This is a genomic window from Streptomyces sp. NPDC027663 (genome assembly GCF_055566415.1).
In genome coordinates this window covers 384,901-400,796 of sequence record NZ_JBVHSK010000003.1, presented here as the reverse complement: position 1 = coordinate 400,796, position 15,896 = coordinate 384,901, and the positions used below count along the sequence as shown (strand labels likewise).

Here is a 15,896-nt window from a genome sequence, read left to right as displayed (position 1 = left end):
CGCGCGTAGTCGCCGGCCGGTGCCCGCAGGAGATGCGGACACCGGCCGACGGCGGACCCACAGCAGCACGACTCGCACGACTGCACGAAGGGGAAGCCATGACAGCGACGACCGACGGAAGCACCGGGGCGACCTTGCCGTCCCGCGCTGCCGCGGCCAGCGACACCGTACTCACCACCCCCGAGGCGGCCGGGGTACAAGAAGCCGCCGCACACGCCGCACGGCGCGCCACCGACTTCCTGCTCTCCCGGCAGGACAACGAGGGCTGGTGGAAGGGCGACCTCGAGACCAACGTCACCATGGACGCCGAGGACCTGCTGCTCCGTCAGTTCCTGGGCATCCGCGACGAGGTGACGACCCAGGCCGCGGCGACGTTCATCCGCGGCGAGCAGCGCGAGGACGGCACGTGGGCCACCTTCTACGGCGGGCCCGGTGAACTCTCCACCACCGTGGAGGCGTACGTCGCCCTGCGCCTGGCCGGCGACGCTCCCGACGCCCCGCACATGGCGAAGGCGTCCGCCTGGATCCGCGAGCGCGGCGGCATCGCCGCCTCCCGTGTCTTCACCCGGATCTGGCTGGCCTTGTTCGGCTGGTGGAAGTGGGAGGACCTGCCCGAACTCCCGCCGGAACTCATCTACTTCCCGTCCTGGATGCCGCTCAACATCTACGACTTCGGATGCTGGGCCCGGCAGACCATCGTTCCGCTCACCATCGTCTCGGCCAAGCGCCCGGTGCGCCCGGCGCCCTTCCCGCTGGACGAGCTGCACACCGACCCGGCCCGTCCCAGCCCGCCCAGACCCCTTGCACCCGTGGCCAGTTGGGACGGTGCCTTCCAGCGCCTGGACAAGGCGCTGCACCAGCTGCGCAAGGTCGTCCCGCGCAGACTCCGCCGGGCCGCGATGAACTCCGCCGCCCGCTGGATCATCGAGCGGCAGGAGAACGACGGCTGCTGGGGCGGCATCCAGCCCCCGGCCGTGTACTCGGTCATCGCCCTGTACCTGCTCGGCTACGACCTCCAGCATCCGGTGATGCGCGAGGGCCTCGCCTCGCTGGACCGTTTCGCCGTCTGGCGCGAGGACGGCGCCCGGATGATCGAGGCCTGCCAGTCCCCGGTGTGGGACACCTGCCTCGCGACCATCGCCCTCATCGACGCGGGGCTCCCCGCCGACCATCCGCAACTGGTCAAGGCGGCCGACTGGATGCTCGGCGAGGAGATCGTCCGGCCCGGCGACTGGGCCGTCAAGCGACCCCAACTACCGCCCGGCGGCTGGGCGTTCGAGTTCCACAACGACAACTACCCGGACATCGACGACACCGCCGAGGTAGCCCTCGCGCTGCGCCGGGTCCGGCACCACGACCCCGAGCGCATCGACAAGGCCATCGGGCGGGCCGTGCGCTGGAACCTCGGCATGCAGTCGAAGAACGGTGCCTGGGGCGCGTTCGACGTCGACAACACCAGCCCGTTCCCGAACCGCCTGCCGTTCTGCGACTTCGGCGAGGTCATCGACCCGCCGTCGGCGGATGTCACCGCGCACGTCGTGGAGATGCTCGCCGCCGAGGGCCTGGCCCACGACCCGCGCACCCGGCGCGGCATCGACTGGCTGCTGGCCGAACAGGAGTCCGACGGCTCGTGGTTCGGCCGCTGGGGCGTCAACTACATCTACGGCACCGGTTCGGTCGTCCCCGCACTCACCGCGGCCGGACTGCCCGGCTCGCACCCGGCGATCCGGCGGGCCGTGGCCTGGCTGGAGAGCGTCCAGAACGACGACGGCGGCTGGGGCGAGGACCTGCGCTCCTACAAGGACGTCAGGGAATGGAGCGGCCGGGGTGCCTCCACCGCCTCGCAGACCGCGTGGGCGCTGATGGCGCTGCTCGCGGCGGGCGAGAAGGGCTCCAAGGCCGTCGAGCGCGGCATCCAGTGGCTGTCCGCGACCCAGCGGGAGGACGGCACCTGGGACGAGCCGTACTTCACGGGCACCGGCTTCCCCTGGGACTTCTCCATCAACTACCACCTCTACCGGCAGGTGTTCCCGCTCACGGCGCTCGGCCGGTACCTGCACGGGGACCCCTTCGAGCGGAATCTGCTCGCCCTGCCCGGGAAGGTCTCCGCACAGGCCGAGGGGAGCTGACTTGAGCAGCCGGCCCGCCCCCGCCCCGCTGCTGATCGCCTGCGCGCTCGGCATCGAGCACCTCGCCCTGCGCACCGGCGACAGGAGCGGGGCGGACGGGCCGGTCACCTTCGTCCGGACGGGCATGGGCCCCCGTGCGGCGGAACGCTCCGTCACCGGGCAGCTGGCCGCTCCGGCACACGCCGGCGCAGCCGTGCTGGCCACCGGCTTCTGCGCCGGACTCGCCCCCGGGATGCACCCCGGTGACCTGGTGGTCGCCGAGGAGACCCGGGACCCGCGCGGGACCGTCCCGTGCGTCGGCACCGAACTGCTCGTCAAGGAACTCGTGCGTCTGCTGCCCGGGCGCACGGTGCACACCGGCCCGCTGACCGGCTCCGACCACGTCGTCCGCGGCACCGAGCGGTCCGCGCTGCTCGCGACCGGCGCGATCGCGGTCGACATGGAGTCGGCGGCCACCCTCCTCGGCGCCGTCCGCGCGGGCAGGCGCCCGGTTGCGGCCGTCCGGGTGGTCGTGGACGCTCCAGAACATGAACTCGTCCGGATCGGCACGGTGCGCGGTGGAATATCGGCCTTCCGCGTTCTTCGATCCATCCTTCCCGCTCTTTTCGAATGGCACCGTTCTTTGCTGCTCCCCCGGAGGTGAGCCAGATGGCCATGCCGTTGCGTCAGTCCATCAAGGTCGCTACTTACCTGGCTGAACAGAAGCTGCGCAGGCGGGACAAGTTCCCGCTCATCGTGGAGCTGGAACCGCTCTTCGCCTGCAACCTCAAGTGCGAGGGCTGCGGCAAGATCCAGCACCCGGCCGGTGTCCTCAAGCAGCGCATGCCGGTCGCGCAGGCGGTGGGCGCGGTGCTGGAGTCCGGTGCGCCGATGGTGTCCATCGCCGGCGGCGAACCGTTGATGCACCCTCAGATCGACGAGATCGTGCGCCAGCTGGTGGCCAGGCGCAAATACGTTTTCCTGTGCACCAATGCCTTGTTGATGCGCAAGAAGATGGAGCTGTTCAAGCCCTCGCCCTACTTCGCCTTCGCGGTGCACATCGACGGGCTGCGCGAGCGGCACGACGAGTCCGTCGCGAAGGAGGGAGTGTTCGACGAGGCGGTGGAGGCCATCAAGGAGGCCAAGCGGCGCGGCTTCCGGGTGACCACCAACTCCACCTTCTTCAACACCGACACCCCGCAGACCGTCATCGAGGTGCTCAACTTCCTCAACGACGATCTCAAGGTGGACGAGATGATGATCTCGCCCGCCTACGCCTACGAGAAGGCCCCCGACCAGGAGCACTTCCTCGGTGTCGAGCAGACCCGCGAGCTGTTCAAAAAGGCCTTCGCGGGCGGCAACCGCAAGAAGTGGCGGCTCAACCACTCCCCGCTCTTCCTGGACTTCCTGGAGGGCAAGGTCGACTTCCCGTGCACCGCGTGGGCGATCCCGAACTACTCCCTCTTCGGCTGGCAGCGCCCCTGCTATCTGATGAGCGACGGGTACGTGCCGACGTACCGGGAACTGGTGGAGAAGACCGACTGGGACAAGTACGGCCGCGGAAAGGACCCGCGCTGCGACAACTGCATGGCGCACTGCGGCTACGAACCGACCGCCGTCCTCGCCACCATGGGTTCCCTGAAGGAGTCCCTGCGGGCCATGCGCGAGACCGTGTCCGGAAACCGGGAGTGACGCGGTGACCGCCGTTCCCTTGGGCGTTCCCGAGGTGCCGGCCCGTCCGGTCGCGCCGCGACGGCAGTCGCGGCAGATCCACGTCGGGCCGGTGGCGGTCGGGGGCGGAGCCCCGGTGTCGGTGCAGTCGATGACGACGACCCGTACGTCAGACATCGGTGCCACCCTGCAGCAGATCGCGGAACTCACCGCCTCCGGCTGTCAGATCGTCCGCGTCGCCTGCCCCACGCAGGACGACGCGGACGCCCTCGCGGCCATCGCCCGCAAGTCCCGGATCCCGGTGATCGCGGACATCCACTTCCAGCCGAAGTACGTGTTCGCGGCCATCGAGGCGGGCTGCGCGGCGGTGCGCGTCAACCCGGGCAACATCAAGAAGTTCGACGACCAGGTCAAGGAGATCGCGCGCGCCGCCAGGGACCACGGCACGCCGATCCGTATCGGGGTCAACGCCGGCTCGCTGGACAGTCGGCTGCTGCGCAAGCACGGCCGGGCGACCCCCGAGGCGCTGGTGGAGAGCGCTCTGTGGGAGGCGTCGCTCTTCGAGGAGCACGGCTTCCGGGACATCAAGATCTCCGTCAAGCACAACGACCCGGTCGTGATGATCGCGGCGTACACGCAGCTCGCCGAGAGCTGTGACTACCCGCTGCACCTGGGGGTCACGGAGGCCGGCCCGGCGTTCCAGGGCACGGTCAAGTCGGCCGTGGCGTTCGGGGCGTTGCTGTCCCGGGGCATCGGCGACACCGTCCGCGTGTCGCTGAGCGCGCCGCCCGCCGAGGAGGTCAAGGTCGGCATCCAGATCCTGGAGTCCCTCGGGCTGCGGCAGCGGCGCCTGGAGATCGTCTCGTGTCCGTCCTGCGGCCGGGCTCAGGTGGACGTGTACAAACTTGCGGAGGAGGTCACCGCGGGCCTGGACGGCATGGAAGTGCCGCTCAGGGTGGCGGTGATGGGGTGCGTGGTCAACGGTCCGGGGGAGGCCCGGGAGGCCGACCTCGGGGTTGCCTCGGGCAACGGCAAGGGGCAGATCTTCGTGAAGGGCGAGGTCGTCAAGACCGTCCCCGAGTCGAAGATCGTGGCGACCCTCATCGAGGAGGCCATGAAGCTCGCCGAGCGGACGGGCCCCGCAGAACAGTTGAGTTGAGACAAGGCACGGACCGAGAGGGGGCCCGAGCGTGAGCATTCTGGAGACCATCCGGGGACCACGCGACCTGAAGGCGCTGGCCGAGGCGGAACTCGGCGAACTGGTCGAGGAAATACGTGAGTTCCTGGTGCACGCGGTGTCGAGAACCGGCGGTCACCTCGGGCCCAATCTGGGGGTGGTGGAACTCTCCGTCGCACTCCACCGGGTCTTCGAGTCACCGGCCGACCGCATCCTGTGGGACACCGGCCACCAGAGCTATGTGCACAAGCTGCTGACCGGCCGTCAGGACTTCTCGAAGCTGCGCGGCAAGGGCGGTCTGTCCGGCTACCCCTCGCGCGAGGAGTCCGAGCACGACGTCATCGAGAACAGCCACGCCTCCACCGCGCTCGGCTGGGCCGACGGCCTCGCCAAGGCCAACCAGGTGCGGGGGGAGACGGGCCATGTGGTCGCGGTCATCGGCGACGGCGCGCTGACCGGCGGCATGGCCTGGGAGGCGCTGAACAACATCGCCGCCGCCAAGGACCGCCCGCTCATCATCGTCGTCAACGACAACGAGCGCTCGTACGCTCCCACCATCGGCGGCCTCGCCAACCACCTGACCACCCTGCGCACGACCGACGGCTACGAGAAGATGCTCGCCTGGGGCAAGGACGTGCTTCAGCGCACCCCTGTCGTCGGCAGCACACTCTACGAGTCCCTGCACGGCGCCAAGAAGGGCTTCAAGGACGCCTTCGCCCCGCAGGGCATGTTCGAGGACCTGGGCCTGAAGTACCTCGGCCCGATCGACGGCCACGACATCAAGGCCGTCGAGTCGGCGCTGCGCCGCGCGAAGCGCTTCCACGGTCCCGTCCTGGTCCACTGCCTCACCGAGAAGGGCCGCGGCTACGAGCCCGCCCTCGCGCACGAGGAGGACCACTTCCACACCGTCGGCGTGATGGACCCGCTCACCTGCGAGCCGCTCGCCCCGTCCCGCGGGCCGTCCTGGACCTCGGTCTTCGGCGACGAGATGGTGAGGATCGGGGAGGAGCGCGAGGACGTCGTGGCGATCACGGCGGCCATGCTGCACCCGGTCGGCCTCGGCCGCTTCGCCGAGCGCTTCCCGGACCGGGTCTGGGACGTGGGCATCGCCGAGCAGCACGCGGCCGTGTCGGCGGCCGGCCTCGCCACCGGCGGACTGCACCCGGTCGTCGCCGTCTACGCCACGTTCCTCAACCGCGCCTTCGACCAGCTGCTGATGGACGTCGCCCTGCACCGCTGCGGGGTCACGTTCGTGCTGGACCGGGCCGGGGTCACCGGCACCGACGGCGCCTCCCACAACGGCATGTGGGACATGTCGATCCTCCAGGTCGTCCCGGGCCTGCGGATCGCCGCCCCGCGCGACGCCGACCAGCTGCGCGCCCAGCTGCGCGAGGCGGTCGCCGTGGACGACGCACCCACCCTGGTCCGCTTCCCGAAGGAGTCCGTCGGCCCGGCCCTCCCGGCTCTCGGCCGGGTCGGCGGCATGGACGTCCTGCACCGCACCGATGGTCCCGAGGTGCTGCTGGTGGCCGTCGGCGTGATGGCGCCGGTGTGCCTGCAGGCCGCCGGACTGCTGCAGGCCCGGGGCATCGGCTGCACGGTGGTCGACCCCAGGTGGGTCAAGCCGGTCGATCCCGCTCTGCCCGGTCTCGCGGCCGGACACCGCCTGGTGGCCGTCGTGGAGGACAACAGCCGTGCGGCCGGTGTCGGTGCGGCCGTGGCGCTGGCTCTCGCCGATGCCGAGGTCGACGTGCCGGTGCGGCGCTTCGGCATCCCGGAACAGTTCCTCGCGCACGCCAAACGCAGCGAGGTGCTGGCCGACATCGGTCTCACGCCCGTCGAGATCGCCGGGCGGATCAGCGCGAGTCTCGCGGTGCGGGACGACGAGTGCGCGCAGGGAAGCGCCGGGGAAGGCCGGATCGCGTCCGCGGCGCCGCCGGAGCTGGTCGCGCCGTTCCCCGCGCTCCTTCGGGGCGCTGACAAGGAGAAGGAATGAGCACGGAGTTCGACCTCGGCGCCCTGCTCGCCGAGCGTGGAGCCGAACGCTACGAGCTGCATGCCAAGTACCTCAACCCGCAGCTGCCGCGCATGCTGCACACCATCGGCTTCGACAAGGTCTACAAGCGCGGCCAGGGTGCCCACTTCTTCGACGCGGACGGCAACGACTACCTGGACATGCTCGCCGGGTTCGGGGTGATGGGCCTGGGCCGCCATCATCCGGTCGTCCGCAAGGCGCTGCACGACGTGCTCGACCTGGACCTCGCCGACCTCACCCGCTTCGACTGCCAGCCGCTGCCCGGCCTGCTCGCCGAGCGGCTCCTCGCCCACAGCCCGCACCTGGACCGGGTGTTCTTCGGCAACAGCGGTACCGAAGCGGTGGAGACGGCCCTGAAGTTCGCCCGGTACGCCACCGGCAGACCGCGGGTCCTCTACTGCGACCACGCCTTCCACGGTCTGACCACCGGCTCGCTGTCGGTCAACGGCGAGAGCGGGTTCCGGGACGGCTTCGCCCCGTTGCTGCCCGACACCGCCGTACCCCTCGGCGATCTCGACGCCCTCGCCCGGGAGCTGAAGAAGGGTGACGTGGCCGCCCTGATCGTGGAGCCGATCCAGGGCAAGGGCGTGCACGAGGCCCCGCCCGGCTATCTGCGCGCCGCGCAGGAGCTGCTGCGGGCACACAAGGCGCTGCTCATCGCCGACGAGGTGCAGACCGGTCTCGGCCGCACCGGCGACTTCTACGCCTACCAGCACGAGGACGGTGTGGAACCCGACCTGGTGTGTGTGGCCAAGGCGCTGTCCGGCGGCTACGTCCCGGTCGGCGCCACCCTGGGCAGGGAGTGGATCTTCAAGAAGGTCTACTCGTCCATGGACCGTGTCCTGGTCCACTCGGCGAGCTTCGGTGCCAACGCCCAGGCGATGGCGTGCGGTCTCGCCGTGCTGTCGGTCATGGAGAACGAGCAGATCGTCGCCGGCGTGCGGACGACCGGTGAGCTGCTCAGGTCCCGGCTGGCCGCGCTCGTCGACAACTACGAGCTGCTCGCCGACGTCCGTGGCCGGGGCCTGATGATCGGCATCGAGTTCGGCAGGCCCTCGTCACTGAAGCTGCGCAGCCGCTGGAGCATGCTCCAGGCGGCACGCAAGGGCCTGTTCGCGCAGATGGTCGTCGTACCGCTGCTGCAGAAGCACCGCATCCTCACCCAGGTCTCGGGCGACCACCTGGAGGTGATCAAGCTCATTCCGCCGCTGGTCCTCGACGAGGCCGACGTGGACCGGTTCGTGGGCGCGTTCACCGCGGTGATGGACGACGCGCACGGCGGCGGAGGGCTGGTGTGGGACTTCGGCAAGACCCTGATCAAGCAGGCGGTGGCGAACCGCTGACCGTCAGGGCTCAGTAGAAGAGCACCGCGAGGAGGGCGAAGGGGTAGAGCAGTCCGATGGTGCCGAGTACGGCTCCCGTCACGGCGGTCCACAGCCGGCCGCTGCCACGGCGGGCGTAGTGGACGCCCATCAGACCGAACGTGACGGCGAGTCCCCCGGCGATGATCATCAGGGGCAGCAGGCCGAACGTGAGCGTCGGCCACACGCCCACCGCGGCCATGACCCCGAAGACGAGTGCGGTGGGACCGAGGGCGCCGGCGGGTGTGCCGGACGGGTCGGTCGTAGTGCTCGCAGGCATGAGATCCCCCTTGGTTTGAACGTGTTCAAATCCAGGGCTTGATCGTAGCAGGGTGCATAGGGGCGCCCGGATGCCCGGGGCCCTTTGCCTCAGAGGCAAGGAAATTGCCGCCCAGGCAAAAACCGGGCTGAATAGAGGCATGAACGCCTCAGACGCGGCGCCCCCGGCCGGACCGGGCGACGAGCTGCCCGCCGTCGCGCCACAGCTGCGTGCCCTGCGCCGGCGCGGGGGCCTCACCCTGGAGGCCGCCGCCCGGGCCGCCGGACTCTCGCCGGCGCACCTCTCCCGTTTGGAGACCGGGCATCGTCAGCCTTCGCTGCCGATGCTGCTCGCACTCGCCCGTATCTACGGTACGACCGTCTCCGAGCTGCTCGGCGAGACGGTCGCCGACCGGGACGCGATCGTGCGGGCCGCCGACATGGAACCGACCCGGGCGGGCGGCTGGACCTACGTCCAGGCCGGCGCCCCCGGCCGCGGCATGCAGGCCCTGCGGGTCCGCGTTCCGTACGGCTCGCAGGGCGACATCGTCCGCGTCCATCCCGGGGAGGAGTGGCTCTACGTCCTCAAGGGACGCCTGCGCCTGCGCCTCGGCGACACCGTGCACCTGCTCGCGCCCGGCGACAGTGCGCACTTCGACTCGCTCACCCCGCACCGCCTCGCCGCCGAGGACCACGACGGCGTGGAGCTGCTGTTCGTCCACACCCTGCTGCAGAGTCCCACGGCCGCACTGTGCCTGGGGCCGCTGACCGGAGAGCTGTCATGAGCAACTTCGAAGAAAAGTTCCCCCGTGCCCTGTGGATCCGACTGATCATCTACATCGCCCTCGGGCATGTCCTGGCCGCGTTCCTGTACCTGCTGTTCGCGGTGGGTGCCAAGGGCTGACCCGACCGGGCCGCCGGTCGCAGCTCAGTCCAGCAGGCGCTCCCGCAGCCGGTCCCGGTTCCCGGGGGAGAGGCGCAGGCCCTGCTCCAGGTAGGTGTCGATGCCGCCCCAGGTCTCCTCGATGCTGTCGAAGGCCGCCGCGAGGTACTCGGCGCGGGCGTCGAAGAGCGGGCTGAGCAGTTCCATCACCTCGGGGGTGTACGCCGTGTCCGCACTGCCGCTGCGGTGGACCTTGTAGCGGCGGTGTCTGGCGTTGGACTCCAGGTAGTCCGTGACGATGGCGTCCCGCTCCACGCCCAGGGCGAGGAGGGTGACGGCGATCGAGATGCCCGCGCGGTCCTTGCCCGCGGCACAGTGCATCAGCGCGGGCACGCTGTCCCCGGCGAGCGCATGCAGCACCTGGGAGTGCTCGGCGGTGCGCTCCTTGACGATCTTGCGGTAGGAGGCGATCATCCGGCCCGCCGCCTTGCCGTCGTCGAGAATCTCCCGCAACTGGTCCAGGTCGCCGTCGCGGACCATCTTCCAGAACTCGGCGCCGTCGGCCGGGTCGCTCAGCGGAAGGTTCACGTTCCGCACGCCGGGCAGCTCGACGTCGGGGCCCTCCAGCTTCTGGTCGGCGGTGTTGCGGAAGTCGAAGATCGTGTGCAGGTCCAGGGAGGCCAGGAATGCCGCGTCCTTCTCGGTCGCGTGTGCCAGGTGCCCGCTGCGGAACAGGACGCCGTAGCGCACCCGCCGGCCGTCCACGGTCGGCAGCCCGCCCACGTCACGGAAATTACGCACTCCGGCCAGTTCCGGCTCGGTCGACGGGACCTGCTGCGTCACGGGTACTCCTCCCGGTCGGCCCCGCCGGCGCGGCTCGTCGACGGGCGCTCCGTCGACCATACGGCATCGATTTCCTCAGGCAATGAGTTGTCCACAGGCATTGTCAGGCAGGTCCGTGGCCCTTGATGATGTTGGCACTTGAGCGGATCTGTTGACACCTGTGAGGTCTCGATGGTGGACATCGCCGAAGACGGTCGTACCTGGCTCCTGTCGGGCCCGAGCAGCAGTTATGCCCTGCATCTCACCGACGCGGACGAACTGCTGCACCTGCACTGGGGTCCGCGCATCGCCCTCGCCGACGCCGAGGCCCTCGCGGTGAGCCCGCTGCCCGGCTACTGGCCCTTCGAGTCCCCGCTCGACGGCCGCGAGGAGTACCCCGTCGAGGGCGGTCCCCGCTTCGTCCGCCCCGCCCTCTCCGTGCGCACCGAGGAGCGGCGCGGGACGCAGTGGCGCTTCGTGTCGCACGACACCGAGGGCGCGGACCTGCGCCTTCGTTTCGACGACGACGGCGTGGGGATCACCCTGCACTACCGGATGCGCGGCGATGTCGTCGAGCGCTGGGTGACCGTCGAGAACGGCGGTCACGCGCGCGTGGAACTGCTGCGCGCCGACGCGGCCACCTGGACCCTGCCCGACCGTGAGGGCTGGCGGCTGTCCCAGCTGCACGGCCGCTGGGCCGCCGAGTCCCGGCTCACCACCGCTCCCCTCACCTACGGAGAGAAGGTCATCGGCAGCCGCCGCGGCCACACCGGCCACCAGCACCTGCCCTGGGTCGCCCTCGACACCGACGCCACCGAGGAACGCGGCGAGGTCTACGGCTGCGCGCTCGGCTGGTCCGGCTCCTGGCGCATCGCGGTCGCCCAGCTCCCGGACGCGCGCGTGCAGATCACCGGCGGCGCCGGCTACGACGACTCGGGCCTGCTGCGCCTGGAGCCGGGGGAGTCGTACACCACCCCGGTATTCGGGGGCCTGTGGAGCGACGGCGGTTTCGGCGGCGCGAGCCGCACCTGGCACGCCTACCAGCGCACCTGTGTCATCCCGGACGCGGAGCGGGACCGTCCGGTGCTGTTCAACTCCTGGGAGGCGACGAACTTCGGCATCTCCGAGGAGCAGCAGGCCGTCCTCGCCCGGCGCGCCGCGGAGATCGGCGTCGAGCTGTTCGTGGTGGACGACGGCTGGTTCGGCGCCCGTACCAGCGACCGGGCCGGCCTCGGCGACTGGACGCCCAACCCGGACCGCTTCCCGCACGGCCTGGGGCCCCTCGCCGACCAGGTGCACGGCCTCGGCATGCAGTTCGGCATCTGGGTCGAGCCGGAGATGGTCAACCCGGACAGCGATCTCTACCGGTCCCATCCCGACTGGGTGCAGTACCAAACGGGACGCAAGCGGACAGAACTGCGCAATCAACTCGTCCTCAACCTCGCCCGCGAGGACGTCCGGGAATATCTCTGGGACCGGCTGGACGCCCTGCTGTCCAGCGCCCCCATCGACTACGTGAAGTGGGATTTCAACCGCTGCTTCACCGACGCCGGCTGGCCGGGGGACCCGTATCCGCAGCGCCTGTGGGTGGACCACGTGCACGCCCTGTACGGCCTGCTGGACCGGTTGCGCGCGGCCCATCCGGGGGTCGCCTTCGAGTCCTGCTCGGGCGGTGGCGGCCGGATCGACCTGGGAGTGCTGAGCCGTACCGACGAGGTGTGGACCTCCGACAACACCGACCCGCTCGACCGGCTGGCCATCCAGCACGGCTTCACCCAGATCCACCCCGCGCGCGTGATGTCCGCCTGGGTCACCGACAGTCCGAACACCCAGCTCAACGGGCGGGTCAGCTCGCTGCGCTTCCGGTTCGTCAGTGCCATGGCGGGCGTCCTCGGCGTCGGCGGCGACCTCACCGAGTGGACCGACGCGGAACTGGCGGAGGCCCGGCACTGGGTGGAGCTGTACAAGGAGATCCGCCCCGTCGTGCAGCGCGGCGACTTGTACCGGCTGCGCCCTCCGACGGGTGGCCTGAGCGCCGTCCAGTACGTACTCGGCGAGGAGACCGTGGTCCTGGCGTGGCTGCAGGCGCAGAGCTACGGCGAACCGGTGCCGGCGGTGCGGCTGCGCGGACTCGATGCGACGGCATCGTACGAATGCCGCGAAACAGGCGAAATTCACAGAGGGGCGGTGCTGCTGCACCACGGGCTGTGCACCGGACTCACGGGCGACCTGGATGCGACGGTTCTCCGTCTGCGCCGCATCTGAGCTTTCTGTCCGAATTAGCGGTCTTCATCACAACTCGCTGTGGAATAAGGGGTCATGGTGGCACGTGGCGTGAGGAGGGTCATATCCGTGACCGTGAGTGGCGCGTCATGTCCATGCAATAGCGGCGCCGAAAAGGGAAATCGAAGGCTGAAGGAGGCGGGAATTCACGGAGGGTGACCATGAATTCCCGTATCCGATCACCCGAAACCCGAACAAGCGGAACCGGCTGCTTGTTTCCGTGTGTTCGGCTCGCTTACGTTCGCCACCAATCCGGACGGAATGCCGAATCCTGCCGCCGCCCGGAGTCCCCACACACTTGACCCGTGTACGGCAGGAGCGGGGGACCCATCAGGTACGACTGCCTGTCCCGGTCTCCGCGACAGGCTAGGGGTGAAGCCGTGCAGCGCGCGGCCGGGCAGCTCCAGTCCGAACCCGACAGCTGACCTCGCAGGCGCCGGAGAGGAATTGCGCCATGCCCGCCAAGGGTAAGCACCGACGCCCCAAGACCCAGCGTTTTTCCCGCTCCGTCGCCGTCGCCGGAACCGGCGGCGCCGCACTGGCCCTCCCGCTCTTCGGGGCCGCCGGAGCGCACGCCGCGACCCCCGCGCAGCCCGTTTCCGGAAAGGCCGTGCAGTCCGTTCCGAACACGGTGAAGAAGGCCCCCGCACAGCCGGATTCGAGCGTGCGCACCTACACCGTGCGGAGCGGTGACTGCCTCTCGAAGATCGCCGACGAGCAGCACGTCGCCGGTGGCTGGCACCGGCTGTACGACGACAACCGCCAGACCGTCGGCGCCGACCCCTCGCTGATCCGCCCGGGCCTGAAGCTCAGCGTCGGCAAGAAGGCCGCGCAGCCCCGCACCGAGTCCGCCGCCCCGCAGCACACCTCGGCCGCTGCGAAGCCCGCCCGGTCCGCCGCCTCCCAGCCCGCCCAGCCGCCCGCCTCCGCCGCCCCGCAGGCGAAGGCCACCGGCTACACCCTCCCGGTCGCCGGTGCCACCATCGGCACCGCCTACCACACGGCCGGCAGCATGTGGTCCAGCGGCTACCACACCGGTGTCGACTTCGTCGTCCCGACGGGCACCTCCCTCAAGGCCGTCGCCGCGGGCACCGTCGTCTCCGCCGGCTGGGGCGGCGCGTACGGCAACCAGGTCGTCATCAAGCTCGACGACGGCTACTACGCCCAGTACGGCCACCTGTCGCAGCTCTCCGTCTCGGCCGGCCAGAGGGTGACCGCGGGCCAGCAGGTCGGCCTCTCCGGCGCCACCGGCAACGTGACCGGCCCGCACCTGCACTTCGAGATCCGCACCACGCCCGACTACGGCTCCGACATCGACCCGGTCGGCTACCTTCGCCAGCACGGCGTCCCCGTCGGCTGAGCGGCGCCCCGCGCGAACACCACCTGCCTGACACGCCAGCGAAGGCCGGACCCCCGACCCCCGGGTCCGGCCTTCGGTATTCCCTGATTGGCAAATTATTTAAGAGTGTCTCATCTCACCGTTCGTCAACCCCGGCCTACGGTCGCGTAGGTCACATCCGAAGGTGAATCATGGTCCGACGTGGCAGACGATTCGAAGAATGACAACAGATCAGTGATCGGGTCGTACGTGGCGGTGGGGGACAGCTTCACCGAGGGCGTCGGCGACCACGGTCCCGACGGGGCGTTCGTAGGGTGGGCCGACCGTTTCGCGGTGCTGCTCGCCGACCGGCGTCCCGAGGGCGACTTCCAGTACACCAACCTCGCCGTACGCGGAAAGCTGCTGGACCAGATCGTGGCCGACCAGGTCCCCAAGGCCGCCGAACTGGCCCCGGACCTGGTCTCCTTCTGTGCCGGCGGCAACGACATCATCCGCCCGGGCACCGACCCGGACGAGGTGGCCGAGCGGTTCGAGCGTGCCGTGGCCAGGCTGACCGAGGCTGCCGGCACGGTGATGGTGACGACCGGTTTCGACACCCGGGGCGTCCCCCTGCTCAAGCACCTGCGGGGCAAGATCGCGACCTACAACGGGCACGTCCGCGCCATCGCCGACCGGTACGGCTGCCCCGTGCTCGACCTGTGGTCCCTGAAGTCCGTGCAGGACCGCCGGGCCTGGGACAGCGACCGGCTGCACCTCTCGCCCGAGGGGCACACGCGCGTGGCGCTCCGGGCCGGGCAGGTCCTCGCCCTCGACGTCCCGGCCGACCCCGAGCAGGCGTGGCCCCCGCTGCCTCCCCGGGGCACCCTGGAGGTCCGCCGCGACGACGTCCAGTGGGCGCGTGAGTACCTCGTCCCGTGGATCGGGCGGCGGCTGCGCGGCGAGTCCTCGGGGGACCATGTGACCGCGAAGGGCCATCTGTCGCCGGACGACATCAAGATGCGGATCGCGTCGGTCGCCTGACGCTTCCCGGCCGTGCCCCGGACCGCCGTAGGCGCGGGCCGGGGCACGGTGGCGTGCACGGTGGGGCGCGGTGCCCCCGCGTCCCGTGGGGTCCGGCCGTGGGTGCGGGTGGGGGGACACGCGGTCGCGGCCCGGAAAGGGGGGCGGGACCGGCAGCGGGCCGGGGGGCGCGGTGCGCGGACGCCCCGGCGGTTCGCTCACCGCTCCCGTTCGGTCAACCCATGCCGGTCCAGGCCCAGTTCCCGGGCCAGGGCGTCGTCCACCCACTCCTGGGCCCGGGACCGCGGCACTCCGCCCGGGTACGACGTCAGCTGCACGGCCAGCCCGTCCAGCAGCGCGGTCAGCCGCAGCGCCGCACCGGCCGGGTCCGGGCAGACGAACTCGCCGGCCGCCACGCCCTCGGCGATGACCTCCGTGATCGCCGCCTTCCACTGCTTGTCCAGATCCCGGGTGACTTCGCGCAGGGCGGGCTCGCGCAGGGCCACCGCCCAGCCCTCGATCCACAGCCGCCACCCCTTGGCCTGTCCGGTCGGCGCGTACCAGCGCACCGCGGACCGCAGCCGGCGCAGCGCCGACGTCCGCCGGTCCAGCAGCTTGCGCAGATGCGCGAGATCGTCCTTGGCCGCGAAGGTGAACGCTGCGGCGACCAGCTTCTCCTTCGTGGAGAAGTGGTACAGCACCAGCGCGTTGCTCACACCGAGGGCCGCGGCCACGTCGGCGATCCTCACCGCCGCAACGCCCCGCACCTCGATCTGCTCGATGGCAGCCCGCAGCAGCTCCTCCCGCCGCTCCGCCACGCTCAACCGCACTCTCGCCACGCGGTCACCCTAGTCGCTGCCGCCGGTGCCGCCTAAGTCGTCGGTCCGCCCCGGTTCGGCCGCGGACGCGCGAGAGCGGGGAACAGTGCCCCGCACCGTGGACGTCCGGGCGGTCCGGTCG

The 15,896-nt window shown here is 70.6% G+C and carries 14 protein-coding genes and 1 riboswitch; of the genes, 11 read left to right on the top strand and 3 right to left on the bottom strand.

What is annotated here, in order from left to right; all coding sequences use genetic code 11:
• Nucleotides 1-98: 98 nt before the first annotated feature.
• The 6 genes from shc to ACZ4SF_RS11095 are packed head-to-tail and all read left to right on the top strand — an operon-like array spanning nucleotide 99 to nucleotide 8,334.
• Nucleotides 99-2,129 carry a squalene--hopene cyclase gene (gene shc / locus ACZ4SF_RS11120; RefSeq protein WP_468381365.1) on the top strand — a complete coding sequence of 677 codons (2,031 nt, stop codon included), beginning with the start codon at nucleotides 99-101 and terminating at the stop codon, nucleotides 2,127-2,129.
• A gap of 1 nt (nucleotide 2,130) precedes the next feature.
• Nucleotides 2,131-2,772, top strand: coding sequence for a phosphorylase family protein (locus ACZ4SF_RS11115; protein WP_468381361.1), 642 nt, complete (start codon nucleotides 2,131-2,133; stop codon nucleotides 2,770-2,772).
• 5 nt (nucleotides 2,773-2,777) lie between these two features.
• Complete coding sequence (gene hpnH, locus ACZ4SF_RS11110) at nucleotides 2,778-3,800, top strand: adenosyl-hopene transferase HpnH (protein WP_468381358.1); 1,023 nt, start codon at nucleotides 2,778-2,780, stop codon at nucleotides 3,798-3,800.
• 4 nt (nucleotides 3,801-3,804) lie between these two features.
• Entirely contained in the window at nucleotides 3,805-4,938 is a 1,134-nt protein-coding gene (gene ispG / locus ACZ4SF_RS11105; protein ID WP_468381355.1) for a flavodoxin-dependent (E)-4-hydroxy-3-methylbut-2-enyl-diphosphate synthase, read from the top strand.
• A gap of 31 nt (nucleotides 4,939-4,969) precedes the next feature.
• Nucleotides 4,970-6,952, top strand: a complete 1,983-nt coding sequence (gene dxs / locus ACZ4SF_RS11100; protein WP_468381352.1) for a 1-deoxy-D-xylulose-5-phosphate synthase — start codon at nucleotides 4,970-4,972, stop codon at nucleotides 6,950-6,952.
• Nucleotides 6,949-8,334, top strand: a complete 1,386-nt coding sequence (locus ACZ4SF_RS11095) for an aspartate aminotransferase family protein (RefSeq protein WP_468381349.1) — start codon at nucleotides 6,949-6,951, stop codon at nucleotides 8,332-8,334. Before dxs ends, ACZ4SF_RS11095 begins: the two co-directional genes overlap by 4 nt.
• Nucleotides 8,335-8,344: 10 nt before the next feature.
• Here ACZ4SF_RS11095 and ACZ4SF_RS11090 read toward each other — a convergent pair whose 3' ends face one another.
• A complete protein-coding gene (locus ACZ4SF_RS11090; protein ID WP_468381346.1) occupies nucleotides 8,345-8,632 on the bottom strand; it encodes a hypothetical protein in 288 nt (95 codons plus the stop codon).
• 139 nt (nucleotides 8,633-8,771) lie between these two features.
• Between ACZ4SF_RS11090 and ACZ4SF_RS11085 the strand changes: the two genes are divergently transcribed.
• Together ACZ4SF_RS11085 and ACZ4SF_RS11080 are read left to right on the top strand one after the other, a co-directional pair.
• Complete coding sequence (locus tag ACZ4SF_RS11085; protein WP_468381343.1) at nucleotides 8,772-9,395, top strand: helix-turn-helix domain-containing protein; 624 nt, start codon at nucleotides 8,772-8,774, stop codon at nucleotides 9,393-9,395.
• A complete protein-coding gene (locus tag ACZ4SF_RS11080; RefSeq protein WP_468381340.1) occupies nucleotides 9,392-9,514 on the top strand; it encodes a DUF6126 family protein in 123 nt (40 codons plus the stop codon). The genes ACZ4SF_RS11085 and ACZ4SF_RS11080 overlap by 4 nt, the downstream gene beginning before the upstream one ends.
• A 24-nt stretch (nucleotides 9,515-9,538) precedes the next feature.
• Here the strand turns inward: ACZ4SF_RS11080 and ACZ4SF_RS11075 are convergent, their stop codons facing one another.
• Nucleotides 9,539-10,336 (bottom strand): tyrosine-protein phosphatase, encoded by a 798-nt coding sequence (locus tag ACZ4SF_RS11075; protein WP_468381337.1) that lies wholly within the window; start codon nucleotides 10,334-10,336, stop codon nucleotides 9,539-9,541.
• 171 nt (nucleotides 10,337-10,507) lie between these two features.
• Between ACZ4SF_RS11075 and ACZ4SF_RS11070 the strand changes: the two genes are divergently transcribed.
• The 3 genes from ACZ4SF_RS11070 to ACZ4SF_RS11060 all read left to right on the top strand — a co-directional run bounded on the left by ACZ4SF_RS11070 (nucleotide 10,508) and on the right by ACZ4SF_RS11060 (nucleotide 14,957).
• Nucleotides 10,508-12,580 carry an alpha-galactosidase gene (locus ACZ4SF_RS11070; protein WP_468382481.1) on the top strand — a complete coding sequence of 691 codons (2,073 nt, stop codon included), beginning with the start codon at nucleotides 10,508-10,510 and terminating at the stop codon, nucleotides 12,578-12,580.
• A 303-nt stretch (nucleotides 12,581-12,883) separates the two neighbouring features.
• Nucleotides 12,884-13,049: riboswitch (cyclic di-AMP (ydaO/yuaA leader) on the top strand.
• A gap of 3 nt (nucleotides 13,050-13,052) precedes the next feature.
• Nucleotides 13,053-13,958, top strand: a complete 906-nt coding sequence (locus ACZ4SF_RS11065) for a M23 family metallopeptidase (protein ID WP_468381334.1) — start codon at nucleotides 13,053-13,055, stop codon at nucleotides 13,956-13,958.
• Nucleotides 13,959-14,171: 213 nt separating this feature from the next.
• Nucleotides 14,172-14,957: an SGNH/GDSL hydrolase family protein gene (locus tag ACZ4SF_RS11060; RefSeq protein WP_468382478.1), complete on the top strand. Its 786-nt coding sequence runs from the start codon at nucleotides 14,172-14,174 to the stop codon at nucleotides 14,955-14,957.
• A gap of 197 nt (nucleotides 14,958-15,154) precedes the next feature.
• On the opposite strand, the gene ACZ4SF_RS11055 is transcribed toward ACZ4SF_RS11060, so the two are convergent.
• Nucleotides 15,155-15,775, bottom strand: a complete 621-nt coding sequence (locus ACZ4SF_RS11055; RefSeq protein ID WP_468381331.1) for a TetR/AcrR family transcriptional regulator — start codon at nucleotides 15,773-15,775, stop codon at nucleotides 15,155-15,157.
• Between the last annotated feature and the right edge of the window lie 121 nt (nucleotides 15,776-15,896).

What these genes read in the sequence shown, in the direction of transcription:
- shc (WP_468381365.1), top strand. Translation starts at nt 99, where the DNA reads ATGACAGCGACGACCGACGGAAGCACCGGGGCGACCTTGCCGTCCCGC.
- hpnH (WP_468381358.1), top strand. Translation starts at nt 2,778, where the DNA reads ATGGCCATGCCGTTGCGTCAGTCCATCAAGGTCGCTACTTACCTGGCT.
- ACZ4SF_RS11095 (WP_468381349.1), top strand. Translation starts at nt 6,949, where the DNA reads ATGAGCACGGAGTTCGACCTCGGCGCCCTGCTCGCCGAGCGTGGAGCC.
- ACZ4SF_RS11090 (WP_468381346.1), bottom strand. Translation starts at nt 8,632, where the DNA reads ATGCCTGCGAGCACTACGACCGACCCGTCCGGCACACCCGCCGGCGCC.
- ACZ4SF_RS11085 (WP_468381343.1), top strand. Translation starts at nt 8,772, where the DNA reads ATGAACGCCTCAGACGCGGCGCCCCCGGCCGGACCGGGCGACGAGCTG.
- ACZ4SF_RS11080 (WP_468381340.1), top strand. Translation starts at nt 9,392, where the DNA reads ATGAGCAACTTCGAAGAAAAGTTCCCCCGTGCCCTGTGGATCCGACTG.
- ACZ4SF_RS11070 (WP_468382481.1), top strand. Translation starts at nt 10,508, where the DNA reads ATGGTGGACATCGCCGAAGACGGTCGTACCTGGCTCCTGTCGGGCCCG.
- ACZ4SF_RS11065 (WP_468381334.1), top strand. Translation starts at nt 13,053, where the DNA reads ATGCCCGCCAAGGGTAAGCACCGACGCCCCAAGACCCAGCGTTTTTCC.